The sequence below is a fragment of the Rhodococcus mengyinensis genome, from assembly GCF_048381435.1.
In the GTDB taxonomy this organism is placed as follows: domain Bacteria; phylum Actinomycetota; class Actinomycetes; order Mycobacteriales; family Mycobacteriaceae; genus Rhodococcus_F; species Rhodococcus_F opacus_D.
Window position 1 is genome coordinate 263,303 of sequence record NZ_JBLWIT010000133.1, and the last position, 16,497, is coordinate 279,799.

Sequence of the window (16,497 nt, forward strand, 5' to 3'; positions counted from 1 at the left end):
GAGAGTGCAAGGTAGTCATATGAACTCCATTCCCAGTGCCGGGGCCGACGAATCCGACGTCACGATCACGGTCTGCCCCGATGGTCCACTGCTGGTGCGCGGTGCCGCGCGGATCCTCGACCCCGAAGGTAACCCGCTCGGCACCGATCGGGCCACCGTGGCGCTGTGCCGGTGCGGGCGGACGAGCATCGCTCCCTTCTGCGACAGTTCGCACAAGAAGCGGCGCCGCCCGTAGGGCCGACCCGCATCAGTTCCGTTTCCGATTGTGCGCACGGCGGCGGGCAATCACGAACGTCACGACGCCGACAAGGATCACGATGGCGATGATTTCCATCCGTCCCGATTACCCACTCCGCGAACAAGCTACGCCGCGCCCCGGTTCGATACCCCGATTGGACACCGAGAAGTGCAGTGGGACAAGCGGAAGCGCGGCCGCCGTGGCATCGGTGACGATCCTGCGCAGAAAAGCGCGCCCCCGCCGTTGACACAATGGGGTAACGTCGGAGTCCTGCACGGTTGAGCCCCCAGCCGCAATGGACGGGCACGGTTCACGCGCCTTATGTCGTGCCTGTCTCCTAACGTCGCTCGACCGTGAGGAAACGACATGAAATCTGTTCTCAGTGCGCTGCCGACACACTACGACCCAGCCGACGATTCGACGCTGTTCAGCTGGGCCGTCGAGCCCGAGCACGGGCGGCTCTCCGTCGTCAGTGCGCCCGGTGCCGGCGGGACCCTCGTGGTCCGGATATCCGGTGACATCGACGTCACCACGCTGCACACCTTCGGGAATCATCTCGACGAGGCGATCAGCGAACGACTTCCGTTCGTGCTCGACCTGACGGACGTGCAGTTCTTCTGCGCGTCTGCTCTGCCGGTACTCGGCACCATGGCCGCCCGCGCCCGCAGGCTCACCGTGCCGTGGGCGGTGACGGGCAACAACGCTCTCCGCAGGCCGTTGACGGCGATGAAGATGGCTGCACAGATCCCGTTCTGCGCCGACCTCGAGGACGCCTTCCTGCTGGTCGCCCAGGGAATTCACCAGGGTGGGCGCTCGGCGTGAAGAACACTGCTCCGCACGGCACGTCCGACTTCGTGGTGGTCGCCAACCGGCTGCCCGTGGACATGGAAACACTCGACGACGGGACGACTCGCTGGAAGCGGAGCCCCGGAGGCCTCGTCACAGCACTGGAGCCGATCCTTCACGACCGGGAACGCGGTTCCTGGGTGGGCTGGCCCGGTGTGCCCGACACGAAGGTCGAACCGATCGTCTCCGGCGGGATCGACCTGTACCCGGTGGAGCTGAGCTCGGACGAGGTCGCGCTGTACTACGAAGGATTCTCGAACGCGACGCTGTGGCCGCTGTACCACGACGTGCTGGTGGCACCGGTCTTCGACCGGGACTGGTGGCACTCGTACCTGGAGGTGAACCGCCACTTCGCCGAGGAGACCGCGCGCACCGCGGCCGAGGGCGCAACCGTGTGGGTGCAGGACTACCAGTTGCAGCTGGTTCCCCGCCTGCTGCGGGAGCTGCGCCCCGACCTGACCATCGGGTTCTTCCTCCACATCCCGTTCCCGCCCGTCGAACTGTTCATGCAGTTGCCGTGGCGTAAGGAGATCGTGGAGGGGCTGCTCGGGGCCGACCTCATCGGCTTCCACCTGCCCGGCGGCGCCAACAATTTCCTGTTCCTGGCGCGCAGGCTTCTGGGACTCGACACCACCACCGCAGGCGTCGGCGTGCGCAGTGCACTCGGCAAGGTGACACTCGACGACCGGGTCGTGCAGGTCGGCGCGTTCCCCATTTCCGTCGACTCGCGGCAACTGGTCGAACAGGCCACCGATCCTGCCATCGTCGAACGGGCCGCCGAGATCCGCCGCGAGCTCGGGAACCCCCGCAAGATCCTCCTCGGAGTCGACCGACTCGACTACACGAAGGGCATCGACCTGCGCCTCTCGGCGCTCGGCGAACTCCTCGACGAGGGCCGCCTGGATCCGTCCGACACCGCGATGGTGCAGCTCGCCACCCCCAGCCGTGAACGCGTCGAGCACTACATGAAGATGCGCAGTTCCATCGAGGAGCAGGTCAGCCACATCAACGGTGATCACGGTCAGATCGGCCGGCCATTCGTGCACTACCTCTACCAGCCGGTCGATCGCAGCGAGCTGATCGCGCTGTTCCTGGCCGCCGACGTCATGCTGGTCACCCCCATGCGGGACGGGATGAACCTCGTCGCGAAGGAGTACGTCGCCTGTCGCGCGGATCTGGGTGGTGCGCTGGTGCTCAGCGAGTTCGCCGGTGCCGCCGCCGAACTCCGGGGCGCCTATCTGGTCAACCCACACGACCTCGACGGAGTGAAGAACACCATCATGGCCGCGCTCGACCCGGAGCGGGAGCAGGGACGGCGCCGCATGTCGCGGCTGCACCGTCAGGTGCTCGACCACGACGTGCACCGCTGGGCGCAGTCCTTCCTCGGTTCGCTGTCCCCGGTCGCGGACTGATCGCACTGTCCGCCTCGGTTCATTCGGGAGTCGTCGTCACCGAGTCGACGATGCGGCGGGCCACCTCCGCCAACTTGACGTGCTCCTGCTGCGACTGCGCGACGAGGATCTCGAACGCCTGGTCCGCGGGCACGCCCCGCAGCGCCATCACGATTCCCTTGGCCTGCTCGATGACCGCTCGGGACTTCATCGCCCTCGTCAGGCCCGAAACCTCGTTCCTGGCCAACTCCACGCTGCGGGCGCTCCTCAGCAGGCCCTCGATCGCCGTCGTGTAGACGAGCAGCACCACCGCGTCGAGTTCGCTGAACCCGTGATCCCCCTGCCCGTAGATGTTGAGTGTGCCGGCGAGGGCCTCGTCGACGGCGAGCGGCGCGGACAGGAAGCTGCGCATGCCGGCCTGGTCGAGATTGTCCGCGACCGACGGCCATCGGGCCGCGGCCTCCCCCAGCCGGGCCTTGACGACCTTCCGCGTTCCGGCGACACCGAAGTAGTCGCCGTCGATGGCCTGGAAGTTCTGAATGTCGATCTCACGGACCGCCTCGTCCGTGTACGCGACGGTCACCACCCGTCCGTCGCGCAGTAGCGATATCCCGGCCATGTCGGCGTCGGCGATCGCGTCCACCACCTGATCGCAGACCCGCTGAAGCAACAGGCTCATCTCCACCTGCGAACCGGAATTGCGATTGAACTCGTCCAACGCGGTTGCCAAGGAGCCCAACTGGGCAGCGATCGTCGCGCTGTCGAGATCAGGGGACATCGACGACTCAGGGCGCTCACCCGCAGTCTCGGTCATTCTCGGATACACCTCAAATTCCGGGTGTAACCGACAGGACACCCACTGAACGAACGCAGCAGTTGTCTCTACCGTCGAGAAGACTTTACTCGACCCGGGGACCGCCTTCGTCCACCGATCCCGTCCCGGACGGTGAGGGGGGAGATTCCCCGGTCAGCAAACTCAGCGCCGCCGCCGACGGCCGGAGGATGCTTCCGGCGCTCATCGACGAACCCCGGGTGAGACCGCGGTGGGAGGACACCGCATCCTCGAAGTTGCGGAGCCGTTCCTCCGCGGCCCGACAGGCGGCGACATGAGCGTCGCGGCTGTCGGCGAAGGCGAATTCGGCTCGGATCACGTCTGCCAGTGCGTCCACGAACGCGGCCGCGCTCTCCCGGATCTCCGGGTCGAGAGGACCGAACGGGGGTTGCGGTGCCAGCGCCAGCGAGGTGGCGCGGACGATCTCCGTGCATTGGGGCCAGCCCTCGGACGGCGCCACGACGGCCGGTCCCCTTTTCCTTCCGGCGGCGGCCGGACCGGCGGCGCGTCGCATGTTGGCGCGCGCGCTCTCTTCCGTCCAGTCCACGGCGTCCAGGGCGTCGTCGAGACCAGCGCGTTCACGGCCACCCCGGTGCCGGCGCCGAGCGCGATCGCCAGGTGCCGTGCGCCCGAGTCGCGGCAGCACCAACCGACACGGTTCGAACGCGGCGCCTCCGGGTATGCCGGGCACTATGAACACCCACGTGACCGCGACGCACCTGCAGACACTTCTCGATTCGCCACTGCCGGATCCCGCCCTGATCCTGCAGAGCGGCGCCCCCACCATCGTCGATTCGGGTGAGCTGGGCGACGAGCATCAGTCCCTGGTCATCGTGACCCGGGCCGAACTGCGCGAGCAACTCCCGCAAGACCGCGACTGCTCGCAGAGCGATCTGGAGTTCCACGCCGCGTCGCTCGAATCGACGGTCGCGGGTTTGGGTGGCTGACCCGGGGTGTTCAGCCGCCGCCCAGTTGCTCCCGCAGTCCGGAGAGGGTGCGCGCCAGAATCCTCGAGACCTGCATCTGTGAGACGCCCACGCGCTGGGCAATTTCCGTCTGGGTCATCGATCCGAAGAACCGCAACATCAGCACGCGGCGTTCGAGCGGCGGAAGTTTCTGCAGCGCCGGCCGCACGGCGGCGTGACTTTCCACGTTCGCGAGCTCCGGATCCTCCTCGCCGAGCGTCTCGGCGAGGGGAAGGTCGTCGGGATCATCACCCATGGCCGCATCCATCGACAGTGTTTGGTAGGCATTTTTTGCGAGCAGGCCCTCGGATACTTCGCGGACGTCGAGTTCGAGTTCGGCGGCGATCTCACTGGCCGAAGGTGACCGTCCCAGTTCCTGCGACAGCTCGTCGACGGCCTTGGTGATCAACGCGTGGAGTTCCTGCATGCGCCGGGGCACCCGCATCGACCAGCCGGTGTCGCGGAAATACCGGCGAACCTCGCCCATGATCGTGGGCACCGCGTAGGACACGAAGTCGAAGCCGCGGTCCGGATCGAAGCGGTCGACGGCCTTGACCAGCCCGAGCCGGGCGACCTGCAGCAGATCCTCGTGCGCCTCGCCGCGCCCGCCGAACCGGCGGGCGATGTGATCGGCGAGCGGAAGGCAGCGTCTGATGACTTCGTCGCGCAGCGCGGACGCCTCCCCGGACGACGCGTCCAGGGCTCGCAGGCGCGCCACCGTGGGCGCCACGTCCTTGTAGTCGTCTCTGCCGGGACGGTGCCGCTCGCTGCGTTCCGAAACCGGTGACACTAGATGGTGCCCCGGTATTTGACCAGTTCCACCGCCACGGTCCGTTCCACGGACCCGTTGCCGACGGGTCCCTCCGATACCGAAACCGCATTCATCAACGTCTCGAGCACGTGCCAGCCGAAGCTTTCCCGGTTGGGCACTCCACCGCGGGTGAGGGGTGCACTGATCGTCACGTGCAACCCCGTCTCGGTGACGGCGAACGAACACGTCAGTTCGGCACTTCCCGGCGCAGCCGCGATCAGCTCCGAACACACCTCGTCCACGGCAAGTTTGATATCGGCCACGTCGTCGAGCGTGAAGTCTCCCAGAACGGCGAGAGTCTCCGCGACGGCGCGCACCACAGGCAACTGTTCGAACTCCGCCGCCACACGAAGCTCCACGGGCACACCGGATCTCGTTTTCATTCGTCTAACCTCGTCGACCTCGGCCATCTGCACTCCACGTCTGTGTCGTCGGTTTCTGCGACTCCTCGGCAGCGTACCCAGCTGCCGCGACCCTCAACCCGCCGGCGAACGAAAGTGCGAGCGCGTGCCGAATGCGTCCCGACTTGCGGGTTCGACGAACTCGATTCGGTGGGCTCAGGCGATCCGGACGTCGCGCGCCTGGTCGCCGGTCTCGGTGCGGCAGACGGCGAAGCTGACGCGCTGCCCTTCCTCGAGAATGCGGTGGCCGTCGCCGGCGATTTCGGAGACGTGCACGAAGATGTCGTCGGATCCGTCGGCCGGGGCGAGGAAACCGAAACCCTGTTCGGCGTTGAACCATCGCACCGTGCCCGTGCGCAATGCCGTCGACTGCCGCGCAGGCAGCGTGTGCCCGGCACTCATCGTGCCGCCCTTCGATCGGCCAGGCCGTGGAGCGCAGCGCCGCCCCCCAGACTCGCAACGAGCAGAACCACAAGCAGAGTCACGTTGAGCATTGCTCCTCCTCGGCGTGCGCACGGTCGACCCTGTGGTCGAATCAGACCGAAAATAGTGCCTCTCTTGTGGGTACGGGGCGATTCGGGCGGAGCGTTTGCACAATCGAGATCTGCCGACCACAGCGCATCCGCGATCGACACCGCAGAAGATCTGATTTGCTCGACATAGATTTTGTAGTACGGTCGGGTTGTCGGAACTTCAGCGATCGAGTCAGGAACGTTGTTCGGCACGATCGCAGGTTGCGGCGAGGCGGGGTCCCGGCGATTCGGGACTTCTCTCCACGGGTACGCGGTGAGTCATCCGGCGCCTCGCCCCCCGACAACCGAGCGGGGCACCCAATGCCTCGAAGTTCCGCCGGCAGGTAGTAGCGAAAGAGAGGACCGAGAATGTCGAAGTTCACCGTGCCAGGTCTTTCCGACGATCAGGGCGCGCGAGTCGCCGACATACTTCAGAAGCGGCTCAGCGCATACAACGATCTGCATCTGACGCTCAAGCACATTCACTGGAATGTCGTGGGTCCGAATTTCATCGGCGTGCACGAGATGATCGACCCGCAGGTCGAGCTGGTACGGGGCTACGCGGACGCCGTCGCCGAACGCATCGCCGCACTGGGGAAATCGCCCGACGGAACCCCTGCCGCAATCGCCCGCGACCGCACGTGGGACGACTACTCGGTGAAGCGGGACACAGCGCAGGCGCACCTCGGTGCACTCGACCTCGTCTACAGCGGTGTCGTCGAAGACAACCGCAAGGCGATCTCCGAGACCGGCGACCTCGACCCGATCACCGAGGATCTGCTCATCGGGCAGACCGGTGAACTCGAGAAGTTCCAGTGGTTCGTACGCGCCCACCTCGAGAATTCCGGCGGCAGCCTGTCCAACGACGGCGCGCACTCCGAGAAGCAGGCAGCCGCGCAAGCGCGGTGAGTACGGGCAATTCTTCCGCCCACAACCGAAAGGTGACGAACATGGCTGAGAACAACAGCGGTCCCGCAGAGGCCGTCAAGGGCGTCGTCGAAGACGTCAAGGGTAAAGCGAAGGAAGCCGCGGGTGCGGTGTCCGGTCAGGACGACCTCACCCGCGAGGGCAAGGCGCAGCAGGACAAGGCGGCGGCCCAGCGCGAGGCGGCCGCAAAGGAAGCCGAAGCCGAGAAGGCCCGAGGCAAGGCCGAAGCGCAGGAAGCACGCCAGCGCGCCGAACAGTGAGACGGTGCGGGCCGGTTCACGACCGGCCCGCACCGAGCGTCTCTTCTCCGAGTGGAATCGGCAATCGCCGGTCACCACTCTCCCCCGAAAGGACTGATACGTGTTAGGACTGGGAATTCTGGGCTGGATCATCATCGGCGGCCTCGCCGGGTGGATCGGCAGCAAGATCATGAAGACCGACGCTCAGATGGGCATCATCCTCAACATCGTCGTCGGAATCGTCGGCGGCCTCCTGGGCGGCTTCATCCTGAGCCTCTTCGGCACCGACGTCGAAGGCGGCGGTCTCTGGTTCAGCTTCTTCACCTGCCTCCTCGGCGCGGTGATACTCCTGTTCCTGGTCAAGCTCGTCACCGGGCGAAGCGCGGCCGGGCGACGCTAGTCCCCGTACTCCGGAACCGGGCCTGTCCATCTCACGATGGGCAGGCCCGGTTTTCGTCACGTATTCCACACGAAATCGCGCCCTCGAGGCCGTCAATGGGGTACTCGTGGGGGATGGACAGTCGAGGACCGGATCGGGACGATGCGAACTGGAACTTCCGCGCCAGGCACGAGACCGACACTCAACGACTCGACCGGAACTGGAGCGGCCTTCTCCAGGAACTTCGCGTCGTGCAGACCGGTGTGCAACTCCTCACCGGGTTCCTGTTGACGTTGCCGTTCCAGGAACGTTTCGAGGACCTCTCGGACAGCGAGGTTGCCATCTATCTGGCAACGGTCGCTCTGTCGGTGACGTCCACCATGCTCCTGGTGGCCCCTGCCGGCCTGCACCGCCTACTCTTCCGCCGGCACGCTCTCCCCGATCTCGTCTCTGCGTCGCATCGCCTCGCGATCTGCGGCATCGCCACCCTCGGGCTGGCGCTGATCGGCGTGGTCGCCTTGATCTTCAGCTTCGTGATCTCAGCCGTCGCCGGAGCCGTCGCCGCCGCAGCGGCCCTCGCGATGTTCTGTGGACTCTGGGGCTTCGGCACAATCCTGCAGTCGCGGCATCGGTGAGCCGGCCGGCGAGGCATTGTGTTTTGCCGGTAAGGCTTCCGGGTAGGCGGAGCGGAGACGAGAAAGGAGCACGGACATGACCGAAATCCATCGCGGCGATGCCCCGCGGGTCCAGCCACCCGGCGCTGCACACGATCTCGACGAGCTGTCGACGGTCCAACTCGTCGAACGACTCACCGATCAGGTCACGGGACTCGTACGGACCGAGATGACCCATGCCCTCACCGAAGTGAAAGACAAGGGAACGCGCTTCGGGATCGGAGCTGGAGTCTCCGGAGCGGGCGTGCTGGTCCTGCTGTACGGATTCGGGGCCCTCGTCGCCACCGCAATACTGGGACTGGCGACGGCACTCGACCCGTGGCTGGCCGCATTGATCGTGGCCGCCGCGCTGATCGTGGTGGGCAGTGTCGTGGCGGCGGTCGGAGCCCGCCGCGCCAAGAACGCGTTGCCGCCCGTACCCGAGCGGACGGCGAACAGCGTTCGCACCGACGTCGACACCGTCAAGGACGGTCTTCGATGACCGACCCACAGCCCCAACAGGAACCTTCGGTCGCCGAACAACGAGCCGCTCTCGCATCCACAGTGGATGCGCTGCACCGCAAAGTGGACGTGCCCGCGCGCGTGAAAGCCGGCGCGCGCCACGAACTCGACCGGGTCCGGCAGCAACCCCGTGGTGTCGCGGCCGCTGGACTCGTGACCGCATTCGTCGTCGCCTACGTCGCCGTGCGACAACGCCGTCGGCACAGCCACTGAAGGAGAGCACGAACATGACCAAAGACACTCACGGAGAGACGGACGAGCCCAAGGGTGGCCGTCCCGGTCCCGCCGATCACGGCAAGGACGGCGGCATGGCAACGCGCGAGAACGCACCCGAGTTGGCGGAGGACTCCGCCGACGCCGAAACCGAGACCGACTGATGAAACTCAGATCACCGCTCGCGCACAGGAGGACTGTAGTGACGTATCAGCCGGACAACGGGCCCAGCCGGGAATTGAACTCCGAGCATCACCCGCAGGACGATGCGCACACCATGCGCAACCATGCCGGTGAGACGATCACCGACGGCCGCAACTGGCCGGGATACATCCTGATCGCCGCCGGAATCGCCGTGCTCGGGTTGACGCTGGTCGCGGCCGGCTACGGATTCGAGGGCTGGGCGCTGATCGGTGGAATCGCCTGCGTCCTCTGCCTCGTCATCGGCACGGGTCTCGTGCTCCTCGAACGGCGCCGCGTCAAGGCCCTCGAAGGCAGGGAACTGACCGATCAGGAAGGGCATTGACAGATCCGAAGGCCGACCTGCACCACTACCTCCAAGCCGCCCGCGACGCCCTGCTGTGGAAGCTTGACGGGCTGTCCGAATACGACATCCGCCGGCCGATGACCCCGACCGGCACGAATCTGCTGGGGTTGGTCAAACACCTGACGGGCGTCGAGATCGGCTACTTCGGCAAGACTTTCGGCCGATCCGTCGAATACCCACCGTGGGTGACCGACCACGCCGAAGACAACGTGGACATGTGGACGACCCCCGACGAGTCACGCGAATACATCGTCGGGCAGTACCGGACAGGTGGGCGCACGCCGACGACACCATCCGGGCTCTGCCGCTCGACGCGCCGGGCCGGATACCGCACTGGCCCGACAACCGCCGCGACGTCACCCTGCACCGGATTCTCGTGCACGTTTTCGCCGAAACCCACCGGCACGCAGGGCACGCCGACATCGTCCGCGAACTCGTCGACGGCACGGTCGGCCTGCGCGCGGACAACACCAACTTGCCCGCAGAAGACCGGATGTGGTGGGAGACCTACCGGACCCGCCTCGAACGCGCCGCACGCGAAGCCGACCAGGGCTGATCGGGCGTCACCCGGCCGCCGGCTGAAGCGTCGTCGTGGTGACGACCGGCGTGGTGGTCGTCGGTGACTCCGATTCAGTGGTCGCGGTGGGTTCCGCCGCGGTGGTAGTCACCACGGATGCGTCCGATGTTCCGGCGACGGCCTGAGGCGCCGACGCCGACGTCGTGGTTTCTGCGGCTACTTCCACCGCTGTCGTGGGTTCCGGTGACGTCGTCGTCGCGACCGTCGTCGTGGGTGTCGGCGAACTGCTGGTCGTCGTGGTCGTCGCACTGACCGGGTTGCCCGCCAACTGAGCCTTTTTCGCGCTGTCCGTGGTGGTGGGAACGACCTGAGCCGCTTCCGCTTCCGTCTCCTTCGTGGAGGCAGCGGCAAGTTTCGCGGTCGACGCTTCCGCCGCGGCCGCGCGCGACTCACCCTTCTCCGCCTCCTGCGCCAGGTGTGTCAACCACGCTGCGGCGTACTGGGCAGAAGTCAGCGGTTTCCCGCTGCCGGCGTTCGCATCACGCCAGTAGTCGAAGTGATGGCCGGTTCCCTCCCCCAGCGTCTGCTGATACGGGTCGCTCATCGCCACCTGGATCGTGTTCTGGTTGTCCGCAATGAACCCGATGATCTCGTTCCGCACCTTCGCCGGCAGGTAGACCAGGTCGACCGCCTGATTCGACGAGATCGGACCAGCTGACGTGTCCGATTGCGCCGCACCGCTATCGGGCTTGTACGCCGGATCCGACACCTTGATCAAAACGTCGAGGAACGTCTCGTCGGACTGCATCCAATCGTCCTGCGACTGGATGTCCGCGAACGCGGCGAGGGCGATCTGCCCGAGCACCACCGCGAGATCCTGTCCCGTCGCGGGGGTCAGCCCATCCTTCTGCAACGAGTCGACGTTCAGCTGCCGTCCCACGTTGATCGCGAGCTGCAGTAGCGCAATGTTCTCGGGCGCGGAGCAGGTCAGGTCGCCTTCCGAGCAGAACGATGCGACCTTCCCGTCCAGGGCGCCGAAGCTGCCCGACGTGCCGGGCAATGCTCCCCGCCCGGATGTGCCCGTCTGCCCCGACTGGTAGGCGAGGTCGAAGCCGTCGGGATTGCGGAATTCGTTGTCCGAACCGGGAAATGGCCCTCCCCCGAGGTTGCGGCCGGCATCCGCCAGGATGACGACACCGACCACGGACGCCGGATCGAGAATGTCGTACGAGCCGTCCTGGCCGTCCTGGTTGCCGACCTCCATCGCAACCCGCCGTGCCACATCGGCGCCCTCGCTGTAGCCGACGATCGAGAACTTCGTGTCCGGGCACGACGCGTGAATCGACCGCATCACGGTTTCGGTGTTGTCGACGCCGGCGTTCACGGCGTCTTCGTACGAGTTCATGTTGGCCGGATACTCGATGTAGACCGCGGCATAGGACCCTCCGCCGACGGATTGCTGCGGCGCATTCACCACCTCGTCGATCCATGGACTGCTGTAGTCGCTGGAGTACGACGCGGGAAGCCGCGTGCCGTCGGGCGCCACGAGCATCCGGGTCCCGTCGCGCGGGGTGTCGCCGCGGCCGGCGACGGCGATGCTGACCATGTCGTAGCACGCGTCCGAGGCCGCCGCGGTCAAGGCTGTCGACGTCGTGGCCGGTGAACCCGGGTTCGACCACGGTGTCGCGAGCAGCGCCGCCAGCCCCAACGCGCCGGGCGCGACCAGACTGCCTGCGATCCTTCGTCGATGCGCGACCTTGCGTGCTGAAACGCGACGTTCCATGGTCTACCCCATCCGTTCGTAGCCCGTGTCGAACACCCGAGTAGGTGTCAACGCGTTAACAGACAAGTCGCACATTGCAGCAACGGCGTTACACGTCCGTCTCGGAGGCGTCGTTCACGAGGCGCGGAGGTGTGTGATCAGAAGGGTCTCGACCTCCGACTCTCGCGCCGCGGCCGGGAGCGGCGGGGCCGCCGATCGGTAGTGGTGGCCTGTCGGAGTGCCCAGGTCGATGAAGTGGGTGCGCCCGGGCCGGTGTATCGGACGGGCAGCCCAGCCGGGCGCCTCTTTCGCGTAGTTGCAGGCCTCGCAGAGGCCGGACCCGTTGTCTGCCGTCGTGGCACCGGATTCTCGGTGTGAGCGGATGTGGTCGTGGTGCCGGATCGGCGCATCGCACCACGGGGTGCGGCAGGTGCGGTGGCCTCGATACCCGACCCCACCGCATCTGCCACCAGTTGCCGCGCGATCCCGGCCGGCACCGGCCCGAACCCCTGCAGCTGCGCGGCCTCGTGCCCGCCGGCCAGCAAGGTCTCGTCCGAGAGCACCAGATTCACCGCGACGGGAACACCACTCGCAGCGGTCCGGCCGGTTCCGCGGTCGAACAACAGGTCCACCATCAGCTGATTGCGGGTGCGGCCACCGCTGTTGCCGGTCGCGATCAGACTGTCCGCATCCCGACCCAACGTCGCCTGCAGACACACCGCCCGCTCCACCGGCATCAGCACACTCAGATATGCCATCGAATCCGGCGCCGGCCGCGTCGTCACCCGACGCTCCGAGACCGCCGTGCGATGCCGGGCCACGACCGCCGCGGCATCGAGTTCGACCGCCAACGCTTTCGCCCGCGGGATCAGCCCGCGGTCGCCGACGCCGTCGAGGGTGGCCGGGTCCGAACGCAACCGGCGGTCCACGATGCCCCGATCCGTCGCCGACAGGCACGCCGTCTCCCGCACAAGCAGCGTCGCTCGCCATTCGTTCAGCCGGCCGGTCTGCAACAGGGCTAGGGTGTGCGGCATCTCGTGCACCAACGCCTGAGCGAACCCCAGATGCCGACCACCGCGGTTCGGGGACTCCCTGCGCGCCAACGCAATCTGCGAGGCAATGCCGCGGTCCCAATCCGCCCGCGGCAACCCGGCAGCCTTGCGGTCCGCGCGGATAGACGTGGCGACGTCGTCGGTGATCACCGCCTGCACCGCGCACCCGACCGACTTCAACGCCTCGATCGCGTCGAGCAGATCGATGCCCAACCCCGCATCGCCACTCGCCGCCACGGCACATTGCAACCGCGCCGTGAACGCGCGCAATTCCTCGAGAAGTAATGCCCCCACAACCAACCTCCCCCAAGGTCGTTCGAATACATGTTCGAGTCTAGCTAGCTGCCGCACGCATGGCAATACCCGGGCAACGACTCCCCCACGTGCGATGCCGGCCCCCTCGGCCCCCTAGTGGTCGTTGCCGTTCTGGCAGAATTGATCGGACGTCGCGAGAATTGCGACGCCGGTTCACGCCGCGTTGGTGCACTTCGGGAGGCGAATAATGCCGAATGATCCTTCGGAGATGACGCGTACCGGAGGCGACGGACCCAGTGCCGTCTTCGCGAAGCTGGCCGAGATGGTCTACAACGGCGACGACTTCGCTCAGGTCTACCAGGCCATCTGCGATGCGGCTGCCACTTTGGTTCCCGGGTGTGCCCACGCCAGCCTCATGCTGAAGGAGAACGATCGTCACGTCACCGTGGCCGCGAGCGATGACATCGCAGCCCAGGTCGACGCGCTCGAACGAGCCGAGCAGGAAGGGCCCTGCCTCGATGCGATCGAGAACGACGCACCGCAGGTCGAGAGCGAGCTCGCCCGTTCGACGCAGTGGCCGCGCCTTGCCCGTCGGGCCATTGCCGAAACCCCGGTCCGGGGCGCTGCCGGCTTCCGGCTCATGATCCGCGGACGCAAGGTCGGCGCACTCAATCTGTTCTCGGACAACCCCGGAGAATTCACCGACAAATCGATCGATCAGGCGATCCTGATCACGGCGTTCGCGGCGGTGACGCTGACAGCGCTCCACGAACACCAGGAAGCGCAGACTCTGCGTGAGGGCCTGGCCAGCAACCGCGAGATCGGAAAAGCGATCGGACTGTTGATGGCCTTCCACGACATCTCCGAAGGTAGGGCTTTCGACCTGCTGCGCAAGACGTCGCAGGACATGAACATCAAGCTCACTGGCGTCGCACGGGAAGTCATCACGCATCACAATTCGAAGTTCGACTGACGCGCCCTCACCGTTCGACCACGTTGGCAATCGGTTGATGCCGATCTGGTGTAGACGTAATGTTGATCGCGCGTGGTTGAGAACACAGCCGCAGATTGTCCGGAGGCCGCAACAGTGCGCGGTGGACAGATATTGTGTGCACTCCCACTGCGGTCTCGGTGCCGCTGCGCTCCGTTCGGCCCACGGCGCACGGACTCCCATAGAGTGCACGCGATCGGAGGGTCATGAAGCTATTACACACGTCGTTCCGAGTCACTCCCCTCACCGCGCGGGCCACCGGCCACCGCACCCGGGAGATGCTCACCAGCGACCGTGGACTGGGGATGGCCGTCGAATTCGCGCCGGACGCCGACGCCACGGTGGGGCGAATCTCCGGCGACATCGACGTGCTCGCCGCCCCTTCCTTCGCGCTTGCCCTCGCGCACCTGGCCGACGGGGGCTCCTCCTCACGCATCATCGTCGACATGACCGCAGTCGACTTCGTCGGAACCTCGGGATTGTCGATACTGTCCGAGTTTGCGGAATCGGCCAAGCGGCAGCACATTACCTGGGCGCTGGCGGGCAATAGAGCGGTGCTGCGGCCCATCGAGGCTATCGGTCTCGACGCGATGATCCCCACGTGCCGCACGGTTCGCGACGCCTTCGACAGAGTGGAGAAAATCGCACACAGCTGATCGGAGTCGACATGCCCGGGAAGCAGTCCACTCGTGGGCATCCGAAGGCACGCGGGGCGGAGACCGTGCGTGTGCTTCTCGACACGGCCGGTCCGACGTACGCGTCCGAGTCGCACGTGACTTTGAAGGACACCCCGACGCCTCTTTTCCAACTGCTGACGCTGTCTTTGCTGCTGAGCGCGCGGATCTCCTCGGAGATCGCCGTCGCGGCGGCCAGGGAACTGTTCCGAGCGGGTTTGCGCAGCCCACGCGCGATGCGCGCGGCGGACCGTCGCACGATCATCTCCGCACTCGGCCGGGCAGGTTACGTGCGCTATGACGAGAGCACGGCTACCCGTCTGCACGCCGCCGCGGTTCGAGTCCACGACGAGTACGGCGGTGACCTGCGCCGGCTGGCCCGCGCCAGCGATCAGGAGACCTCCGCCGCGATTCGGTTACTGACGGAGTTCGACGGAATCGGCCCGGTGGGCGCCGATATCTTCCTCCGGGAAGTTCAGGACGTATGGACGTGGGTGCGCCCCTACTTCGACACGCGAGCTACCGAGTCTGCGCGTGAATTGGGGCTACCGGACGATCCCGCCGCACTGTCCGCCCTTGCCTCGGAGGACCGAGTCGCGGAATTGGCGGCCGCCCTGGTGCGGGTCTCTCTCAATCCGCGACTTCGTGAGGAAGTGCGCGGCAATACGCACTGAGAGCCGGCACTACCACTCCGCCCGGACTGCCTTCGACTCGCGCTCGTCGTCCTCGCGGAACATTGCTTCGATGCGGTTCTTGATCTCGACCGTGCTCATCGAGCCACGGGAGGGGGCGAAGCCGCGATTGCGAGCGGAGGTGGGCGTGGTGAAGGTGTTCATGTGACGTGCTTTCTGTCTTCTGCGCCGGCGAGTGCCGCGTAGTGGTCGAAGGGTGCGTCCGCGAGTCGGACGGTTAGATCAGGAGCGCGGCAAGTACTACGGCGGCCAGCACTGACACGGAGGTGGCGACTGCGACGAGGACGGATCCCGTCACGACGACGGCGGGCGCGGTTGCGGTTGCCGCCGAGACAGAGGCGATGTATACGGTCGGACGCAGCGTGTGGCGGTGTGGCGGCTCCTCGGCAGAGGGCGGCGACATCGTGCGCTGATCGTCCTGGTGCACCGTGGTGCGGGTCATGTGTTGGCGTACCCCGTTGTAGCAGCTGAGTGACTTGAATCACATACTTACGAGTATGTTGTACATCACAACACGCCCTTCGCGCCAGTCGGTGCCGTCTGCACCATGTGCGGGCCGGAGGGGATCATCGTCGAACGGTGGAGCAGTTGACCGTCCGACACGGAAAGCGACGATCGAAAAAATCCGTGCAGGATGTCGAGAACCCGCGCGCGGCTGCGTCCCCGGAGTGAATACGGCCAGAATGGGCCGTACCGCACCAAGGAGAACATGATGGCCAAGTACCTGCTGCTCAAGCACTACCGTGGCGCGCCGGCATCGGTCAACGACGTGCCCATGGACAAGTGGACACCGGAGGAGATCTCCGCCCACGTGCAGTACATGAACGACTTCGCCGCTCGGCTCGAAAGCACCGGCGAGTTCGTCGACAGTCAGGCACTCTCCCCGGAGGGCACGTTCGTCCGCTACGACGGCGAGGGGCGACCGCCAGTGACCGACGGCCCGTTCGCGGAGACCAAGGACCTGATCGCCGGCTGGATGGTGATCGACGTCGAGACCCACGAGCGGGCACTCGAACTGGCCGGCGAGCTGTCCGCGGCCCCGGGTGCGGACGGGAAACCGATCCACGAATGGCTCGAG

At 66.2% G+C, this 16,497-nt stretch carries 24 protein-coding genes and 2 pseudogenes; 17 read left to right on the plus strand and 9 right to left on the minus strand.

What is annotated here, in order from left to right; genetic code table 11:
- Positions 1 to 19 precede the first annotated feature (19 nt).
- The 3 genes from ACNJ7E_RS32345 (at position 20) to ACNJ7E_RS32355 (ending at position 2,496) form a co-directional block, all read left to right on the plus strand.
- On the plus strand, positions 20 to 235 hold the full coding sequence (locus ACNJ7E_RS32345) for a CDGSH iron-sulfur domain-containing protein (protein ID WP_105417444.1): 216 nt from the start codon (positions 20 to 22) through the stop codon (positions 233 to 235).
- Positions 236 to 604: 369 nt separating this feature from the next.
- Positions 605 to 1,060 (plus strand): STAS domain-containing protein, encoded by a 456-nt coding sequence (locus tag ACNJ7E_RS32350; protein ID WP_317567264.1) that lies wholly within the window; start codon positions 605 to 607, stop codon positions 1,058 to 1,060.
- Positions 1,057 to 2,496, plus strand: a complete 1,440-nt coding sequence (locus ACNJ7E_RS32355; protein ID WP_280783179.1) for an alpha,alpha-trehalose-phosphate synthase (UDP-forming) — start codon at positions 1,057 to 1,059, stop codon at positions 2,494 to 2,496. The genes ACNJ7E_RS32350 and ACNJ7E_RS32355 overlap by 4 nt, the downstream gene beginning before the upstream one ends.
- 19 nt (positions 2,497 to 2,515) lie before the next feature.
- Here ACNJ7E_RS32355 and ACNJ7E_RS32360 read toward each other — a convergent pair whose 3' ends face one another.
- On the minus strand, positions 2,516 to 3,289 hold the full coding sequence (locus tag ACNJ7E_RS32360; protein ID WP_280783178.1) for a GAF and ANTAR domain-containing protein: 774 nt from the start codon (positions 3,287 to 3,289) through the stop codon (positions 2,516 to 2,518).
- A gap of 85 nt (positions 3,290 to 3,374) precedes the next feature.
- The gene (locus ACNJ7E_RS32365; RefSeq protein WP_418341827.1) at positions 3,375 to 3,854 is read right to left on the minus strand and encodes a hypothetical protein; all 480 of its coding nucleotides are present in this window, start codon (positions 3,852 to 3,854) and stop codon (positions 3,375 to 3,377) included.
- 145 nt (positions 3,855 to 3,999) lie between these two features.
- Here ACNJ7E_RS32365 and ACNJ7E_RS32370 point away from each other — a divergent pair, with 145 nt between their 5' ends.
- Positions 4,000 to 4,254: a hypothetical protein gene (locus tag ACNJ7E_RS32370; protein WP_105417453.1), complete on the plus strand. Its 255-nt coding sequence runs from the start codon at positions 4,000 to 4,002 to the stop codon at positions 4,252 to 4,254.
- 10 nt (positions 4,255 to 4,264) lie between these two features.
- Here the strand turns inward: ACNJ7E_RS32370 and ACNJ7E_RS32375 are convergent, their stop codons facing one another.
- The 3 genes from ACNJ7E_RS32375 to ACNJ7E_RS32385 form a co-directional block, all read right to left on the minus strand.
- Positions 4,265 to 5,062 (minus strand): SigB/SigF/SigG family RNA polymerase sigma factor, encoded by a 798-nt coding sequence (locus ACNJ7E_RS32375; protein WP_418341828.1) that lies wholly within the window; start codon positions 5,060 to 5,062, stop codon positions 4,265 to 4,267.
- Positions 5,062 to 5,493, minus strand: a complete 432-nt coding sequence (locus tag ACNJ7E_RS32380) for an ATP-binding protein (RefSeq protein WP_164061353.1) — start codon at positions 5,491 to 5,493, stop codon at positions 5,062 to 5,064. The genes ACNJ7E_RS32375 and ACNJ7E_RS32380 overlap by 1 nt, the downstream gene beginning before the upstream one ends.
- A gap of 147 nt (positions 5,494 to 5,640) precedes the next feature.
- The gene (locus ACNJ7E_RS32385; protein ID WP_009472643.1) at positions 5,641 to 5,886 is read right to left on the minus strand and encodes a cold-shock protein; all 246 of its coding nucleotides are present in this window, start codon (positions 5,884 to 5,886) and stop codon (positions 5,641 to 5,643) included.
- Between the two features lie 479 nt (positions 5,887 to 6,365).
- Here ACNJ7E_RS32385 and ACNJ7E_RS32390 point away from each other — a divergent pair, with 479 nt between their 5' ends.
- The 9 genes and pseudogenes from ACNJ7E_RS32390 (at position 6,366) to ACNJ7E_RS32430 (ending at position 10,032) form a co-directional block, all read left to right on the plus strand.
- A complete protein-coding gene (locus ACNJ7E_RS32390) occupies positions 6,366 to 6,905 on the plus strand; it encodes a Dps family protein (protein ID WP_037232228.1) in 540 nt (179 codons plus the stop codon).
- Positions 6,906 to 6,946: 41 nt separating this feature from the next.
- On the plus strand, positions 6,947 to 7,183 hold the full coding sequence (gene mbp1, locus ACNJ7E_RS32395) for a microaggregate-binding protein 1 (RefSeq protein WP_005570747.1): 237 nt from the start codon (positions 6,947 to 6,949) through the stop codon (positions 7,181 to 7,183).
- Positions 7,184 to 7,283: 100 nt separating this feature from the next.
- Positions 7,284 to 7,562 carry a GlsB/YeaQ/YmgE family stress response membrane protein gene (locus tag ACNJ7E_RS32400; RefSeq protein ID WP_280783176.1) on the plus strand — a complete coding sequence of 93 codons (279 nt, stop codon included), beginning with the start codon at positions 7,284 to 7,286 and terminating at the stop codon, positions 7,560 to 7,562.
- A 113-nt stretch (positions 7,563 to 7,675) separates the two neighbouring features.
- On the plus strand, positions 7,676 to 8,176 hold the full coding sequence (locus ACNJ7E_RS32405; protein ID WP_418341829.1) for a DUF6328 family protein: 501 nt from the start codon (positions 7,676 to 7,678) through the stop codon (positions 8,174 to 8,176).
- Positions 8,177 to 8,252: 76 nt separating this feature from the next.
- The gene (locus ACNJ7E_RS32410) at positions 8,253 to 8,696 is read left to right on the plus strand and encodes a phage holin family protein (protein WP_280783174.1); all 444 of its coding nucleotides are present in this window, start codon (positions 8,253 to 8,255) and stop codon (positions 8,694 to 8,696) included.
- Entirely contained in the window at positions 8,693 to 8,929 is a 237-nt protein-coding gene (locus ACNJ7E_RS32415; protein WP_280783173.1) for a DUF3618 domain-containing protein, read from the plus strand. The genes ACNJ7E_RS32410 and ACNJ7E_RS32415 overlap by 4 nt, the downstream gene beginning before the upstream one ends.
- 14 nt (positions 8,930 to 8,943) lie before the next feature.
- The gene (locus tag ACNJ7E_RS32420; RefSeq protein ID WP_280783172.1) at positions 8,944 to 9,093 is read left to right on the plus strand and encodes a hypothetical protein; all 150 of its coding nucleotides are present in this window, start codon (positions 8,944 to 8,946) and stop codon (positions 9,091 to 9,093) included.
- 38 nt (positions 9,094 to 9,131) lie between these two features.
- On the plus strand, positions 9,132 to 9,455 hold the full coding sequence (locus tag ACNJ7E_RS32425) for a hypothetical protein (protein WP_418341830.1): 324 nt from the start codon (positions 9,132 to 9,134) through the stop codon (positions 9,453 to 9,455).
- Positions 9,452 to 10,032, plus strand: a pseudogene (locus tag ACNJ7E_RS32430) (DinB family protein). Before ACNJ7E_RS32425 ends, ACNJ7E_RS32430 begins: the two are co-directional and overlap by 4 nt.
- A gap of 7 nt (positions 10,033 to 10,039) precedes the next feature.
- Here the strand turns inward: ACNJ7E_RS32430 and ACNJ7E_RS32435 are convergent.
- Both ACNJ7E_RS32435 and ACNJ7E_RS32440 read right to left on the minus strand, forming a co-directional pair.
- Positions 10,040 to 11,776, minus strand: a complete 1,737-nt coding sequence (locus tag ACNJ7E_RS32435) for a cutinase family protein (protein ID WP_418341831.1) — start codon at positions 11,774 to 11,776, stop codon at positions 10,040 to 10,042.
- Between the two features lie 114 nt (positions 11,777 to 11,890).
- Positions 11,891 to 13,101: pseudogene (locus ACNJ7E_RS32440) on the minus strand (HNH endonuclease).
- Positions 13,102 to 13,309: 208 nt separating this feature from the next.
- Between ACNJ7E_RS32440 and ACNJ7E_RS32445 the strand changes: the two are divergent.
- The 3 genes from ACNJ7E_RS32445 (at position 13,310) to ACNJ7E_RS32455 (ending at position 15,401) form a co-directional block, all read left to right on the plus strand.
- Positions 13,310 to 14,035 carry a GAF and ANTAR domain-containing protein gene (locus tag ACNJ7E_RS32445; protein WP_280783168.1) on the plus strand — a complete coding sequence of 242 codons (726 nt, stop codon included), beginning with the start codon at positions 13,310 to 13,312 and terminating at the stop codon, positions 14,033 to 14,035.
- A 224-nt stretch (positions 14,036 to 14,259) separates the two neighbouring features.
- On the plus strand, positions 14,260 to 14,709 hold the full coding sequence (locus ACNJ7E_RS32450) for an STAS domain-containing protein (RefSeq protein ID WP_280783167.1): 450 nt from the start codon (positions 14,260 to 14,262) through the stop codon (positions 14,707 to 14,709).
- 11 nt (positions 14,710 to 14,720) lie between these two features.
- Positions 14,721 to 15,401 carry an HhH-GDP family DNA glycosylase gene (locus tag ACNJ7E_RS32455; RefSeq protein WP_280783166.1) on the plus strand — a complete coding sequence of 227 codons (681 nt, stop codon included), beginning with the start codon at positions 14,721 to 14,723 and terminating at the stop codon, positions 15,399 to 15,401.
- A 9-nt stretch (positions 15,402 to 15,410) separates the two neighbouring features.
- Here ACNJ7E_RS32455 and ACNJ7E_RS32460 read toward each other — a convergent pair whose 3' ends face one another.
- Together ACNJ7E_RS32460 and ACNJ7E_RS32465 are read right to left on the minus strand one after the other, a co-directional pair.
- Positions 15,411 to 15,563, minus strand: coding sequence for a hypothetical protein (locus tag ACNJ7E_RS32460; RefSeq protein WP_280783165.1), 153 nt, complete (start codon positions 15,561 to 15,563; stop codon positions 15,411 to 15,413).
- A gap of 73 nt (positions 15,564 to 15,636) precedes the next feature.
- Positions 15,637 to 15,861: a hypothetical protein gene (locus tag ACNJ7E_RS32465; protein ID WP_280783164.1), complete on the minus strand. Its 225-nt coding sequence runs from the start codon at positions 15,859 to 15,861 to the stop codon at positions 15,637 to 15,639.
- A gap of 270 nt (positions 15,862 to 16,131) precedes the next feature.
- On the opposite strand from ACNJ7E_RS32465, the gene ACNJ7E_RS32470 reads away from it, so the two are divergent.
- A partial coding sequence (locus ACNJ7E_RS32470; RefSeq protein ID WP_418340207.1) for a YciI family protein occupies positions 16,132 to 16,497 on the plus strand: 366 nt, incomplete at its 3' end.

What these genes read in the sequence shown, in the direction of transcription:
- ACNJ7E_RS32405 (WP_418341829.1), top strand. Translation starts at nt 7,676, where the DNA reads ATGGACAGTCGAGGACCGGATCGGGACGATGCGAACTGGAACTTCCGC.
- ACNJ7E_RS32445 (WP_280783168.1), top strand. Translation starts at nt 13,310, where the DNA reads ATGCCGAATGATCCTTCGGAGATGACGCGTACCGGAGGCGACGGACCC.
- ACNJ7E_RS32350 (WP_317567264.1), top strand. Translation starts at nt 605, where the DNA reads ATGAAATCTGTTCTCAGTGCGCTGCCGACACACTACGACCCAGCCGAC.
- ACNJ7E_RS32390 (WP_037232228.1), top strand. Translation starts at nt 6,366, where the DNA reads ATGTCGAAGTTCACCGTGCCAGGTCTTTCCGACGATCAGGGCGCGCGA.
- ACNJ7E_RS32380 (WP_164061353.1), bottom strand. Translation starts at nt 5,493, where the DNA reads ATGGCCGAGGTCGACGAGGTTAGACGAATGAAAACGAGATCCGGTGTG.
- ACNJ7E_RS32385 (WP_009472643.1), bottom strand. Translation starts at nt 5,886, where the DNA reads ATGAGTGCCGGGCACACGCTGCCTGCGCGGCAGTCGACGGCATTGCGC.
- ACNJ7E_RS32465 (WP_280783164.1), bottom strand. Translation starts at nt 15,861, where the DNA reads ATGACCCGCACCACGGTGCACCAGGACGATCAGCGCACGATGTCGCCG.
- ACNJ7E_RS32370 (WP_105417453.1), top strand. Translation starts at nt 4,000, where the DNA reads ATGAACACCCACGTGACCGCGACGCACCTGCAGACACTTCTCGATTCG.
- mbp1 (WP_005570747.1), top strand. Translation starts at nt 6,947, where the DNA reads ATGGCTGAGAACAACAGCGGTCCCGCAGAGGCCGTCAAGGGCGTCGTC.
- ACNJ7E_RS32360 (WP_280783178.1), bottom strand. Translation starts at nt 3,289, where the DNA reads ATGACCGAGACTGCGGGTGAGCGCCCTGAGTCGTCGATGTCCCCTGAT.
- ACNJ7E_RS32345 (WP_105417444.1), top strand. Translation starts at nt 20, where the DNA reads ATGAACTCCATTCCCAGTGCCGGGGCCGACGAATCCGACGTCACGATC.
- ACNJ7E_RS32450 (WP_280783167.1), top strand. Translation starts at nt 14,260, where the DNA reads ATGAAGCTATTACACACGTCGTTCCGAGTCACTCCCCTCACCGCGCGG.
- ACNJ7E_RS32455 (WP_280783166.1), top strand. Translation starts at nt 14,721, where the DNA reads ATGCCCGGGAAGCAGTCCACTCGTGGGCATCCGAAGGCACGCGGGGCG.
- ACNJ7E_RS32460 (WP_280783165.1), bottom strand. Translation starts at nt 15,563, where the DNA reads ATGAACACCTTCACCACGCCCACCTCCGCTCGCAATCGCGGCTTCGCC.
- ACNJ7E_RS32415 (WP_280783173.1), top strand. Translation starts at nt 8,693, where the DNA reads ATGACCGACCCACAGCCCCAACAGGAACCTTCGGTCGCCGAACAACGA.
- ACNJ7E_RS32435 (WP_418341831.1), bottom strand. Translation starts at nt 11,776, where the DNA reads ATGGAACGTCGCGTTTCAGCACGCAAGGTCGCGCATCGACGAAGGATC.
- ACNJ7E_RS32420 (WP_280783172.1), top strand. Translation starts at nt 8,944, where the DNA reads ATGACCAAAGACACTCACGGAGAGACGGACGAGCCCAAGGGTGGCCGT.
- ACNJ7E_RS32410 (WP_280783174.1), top strand. Translation starts at nt 8,253, where the DNA reads ATGACCGAAATCCATCGCGGCGATGCCCCGCGGGTCCAGCCACCCGGC.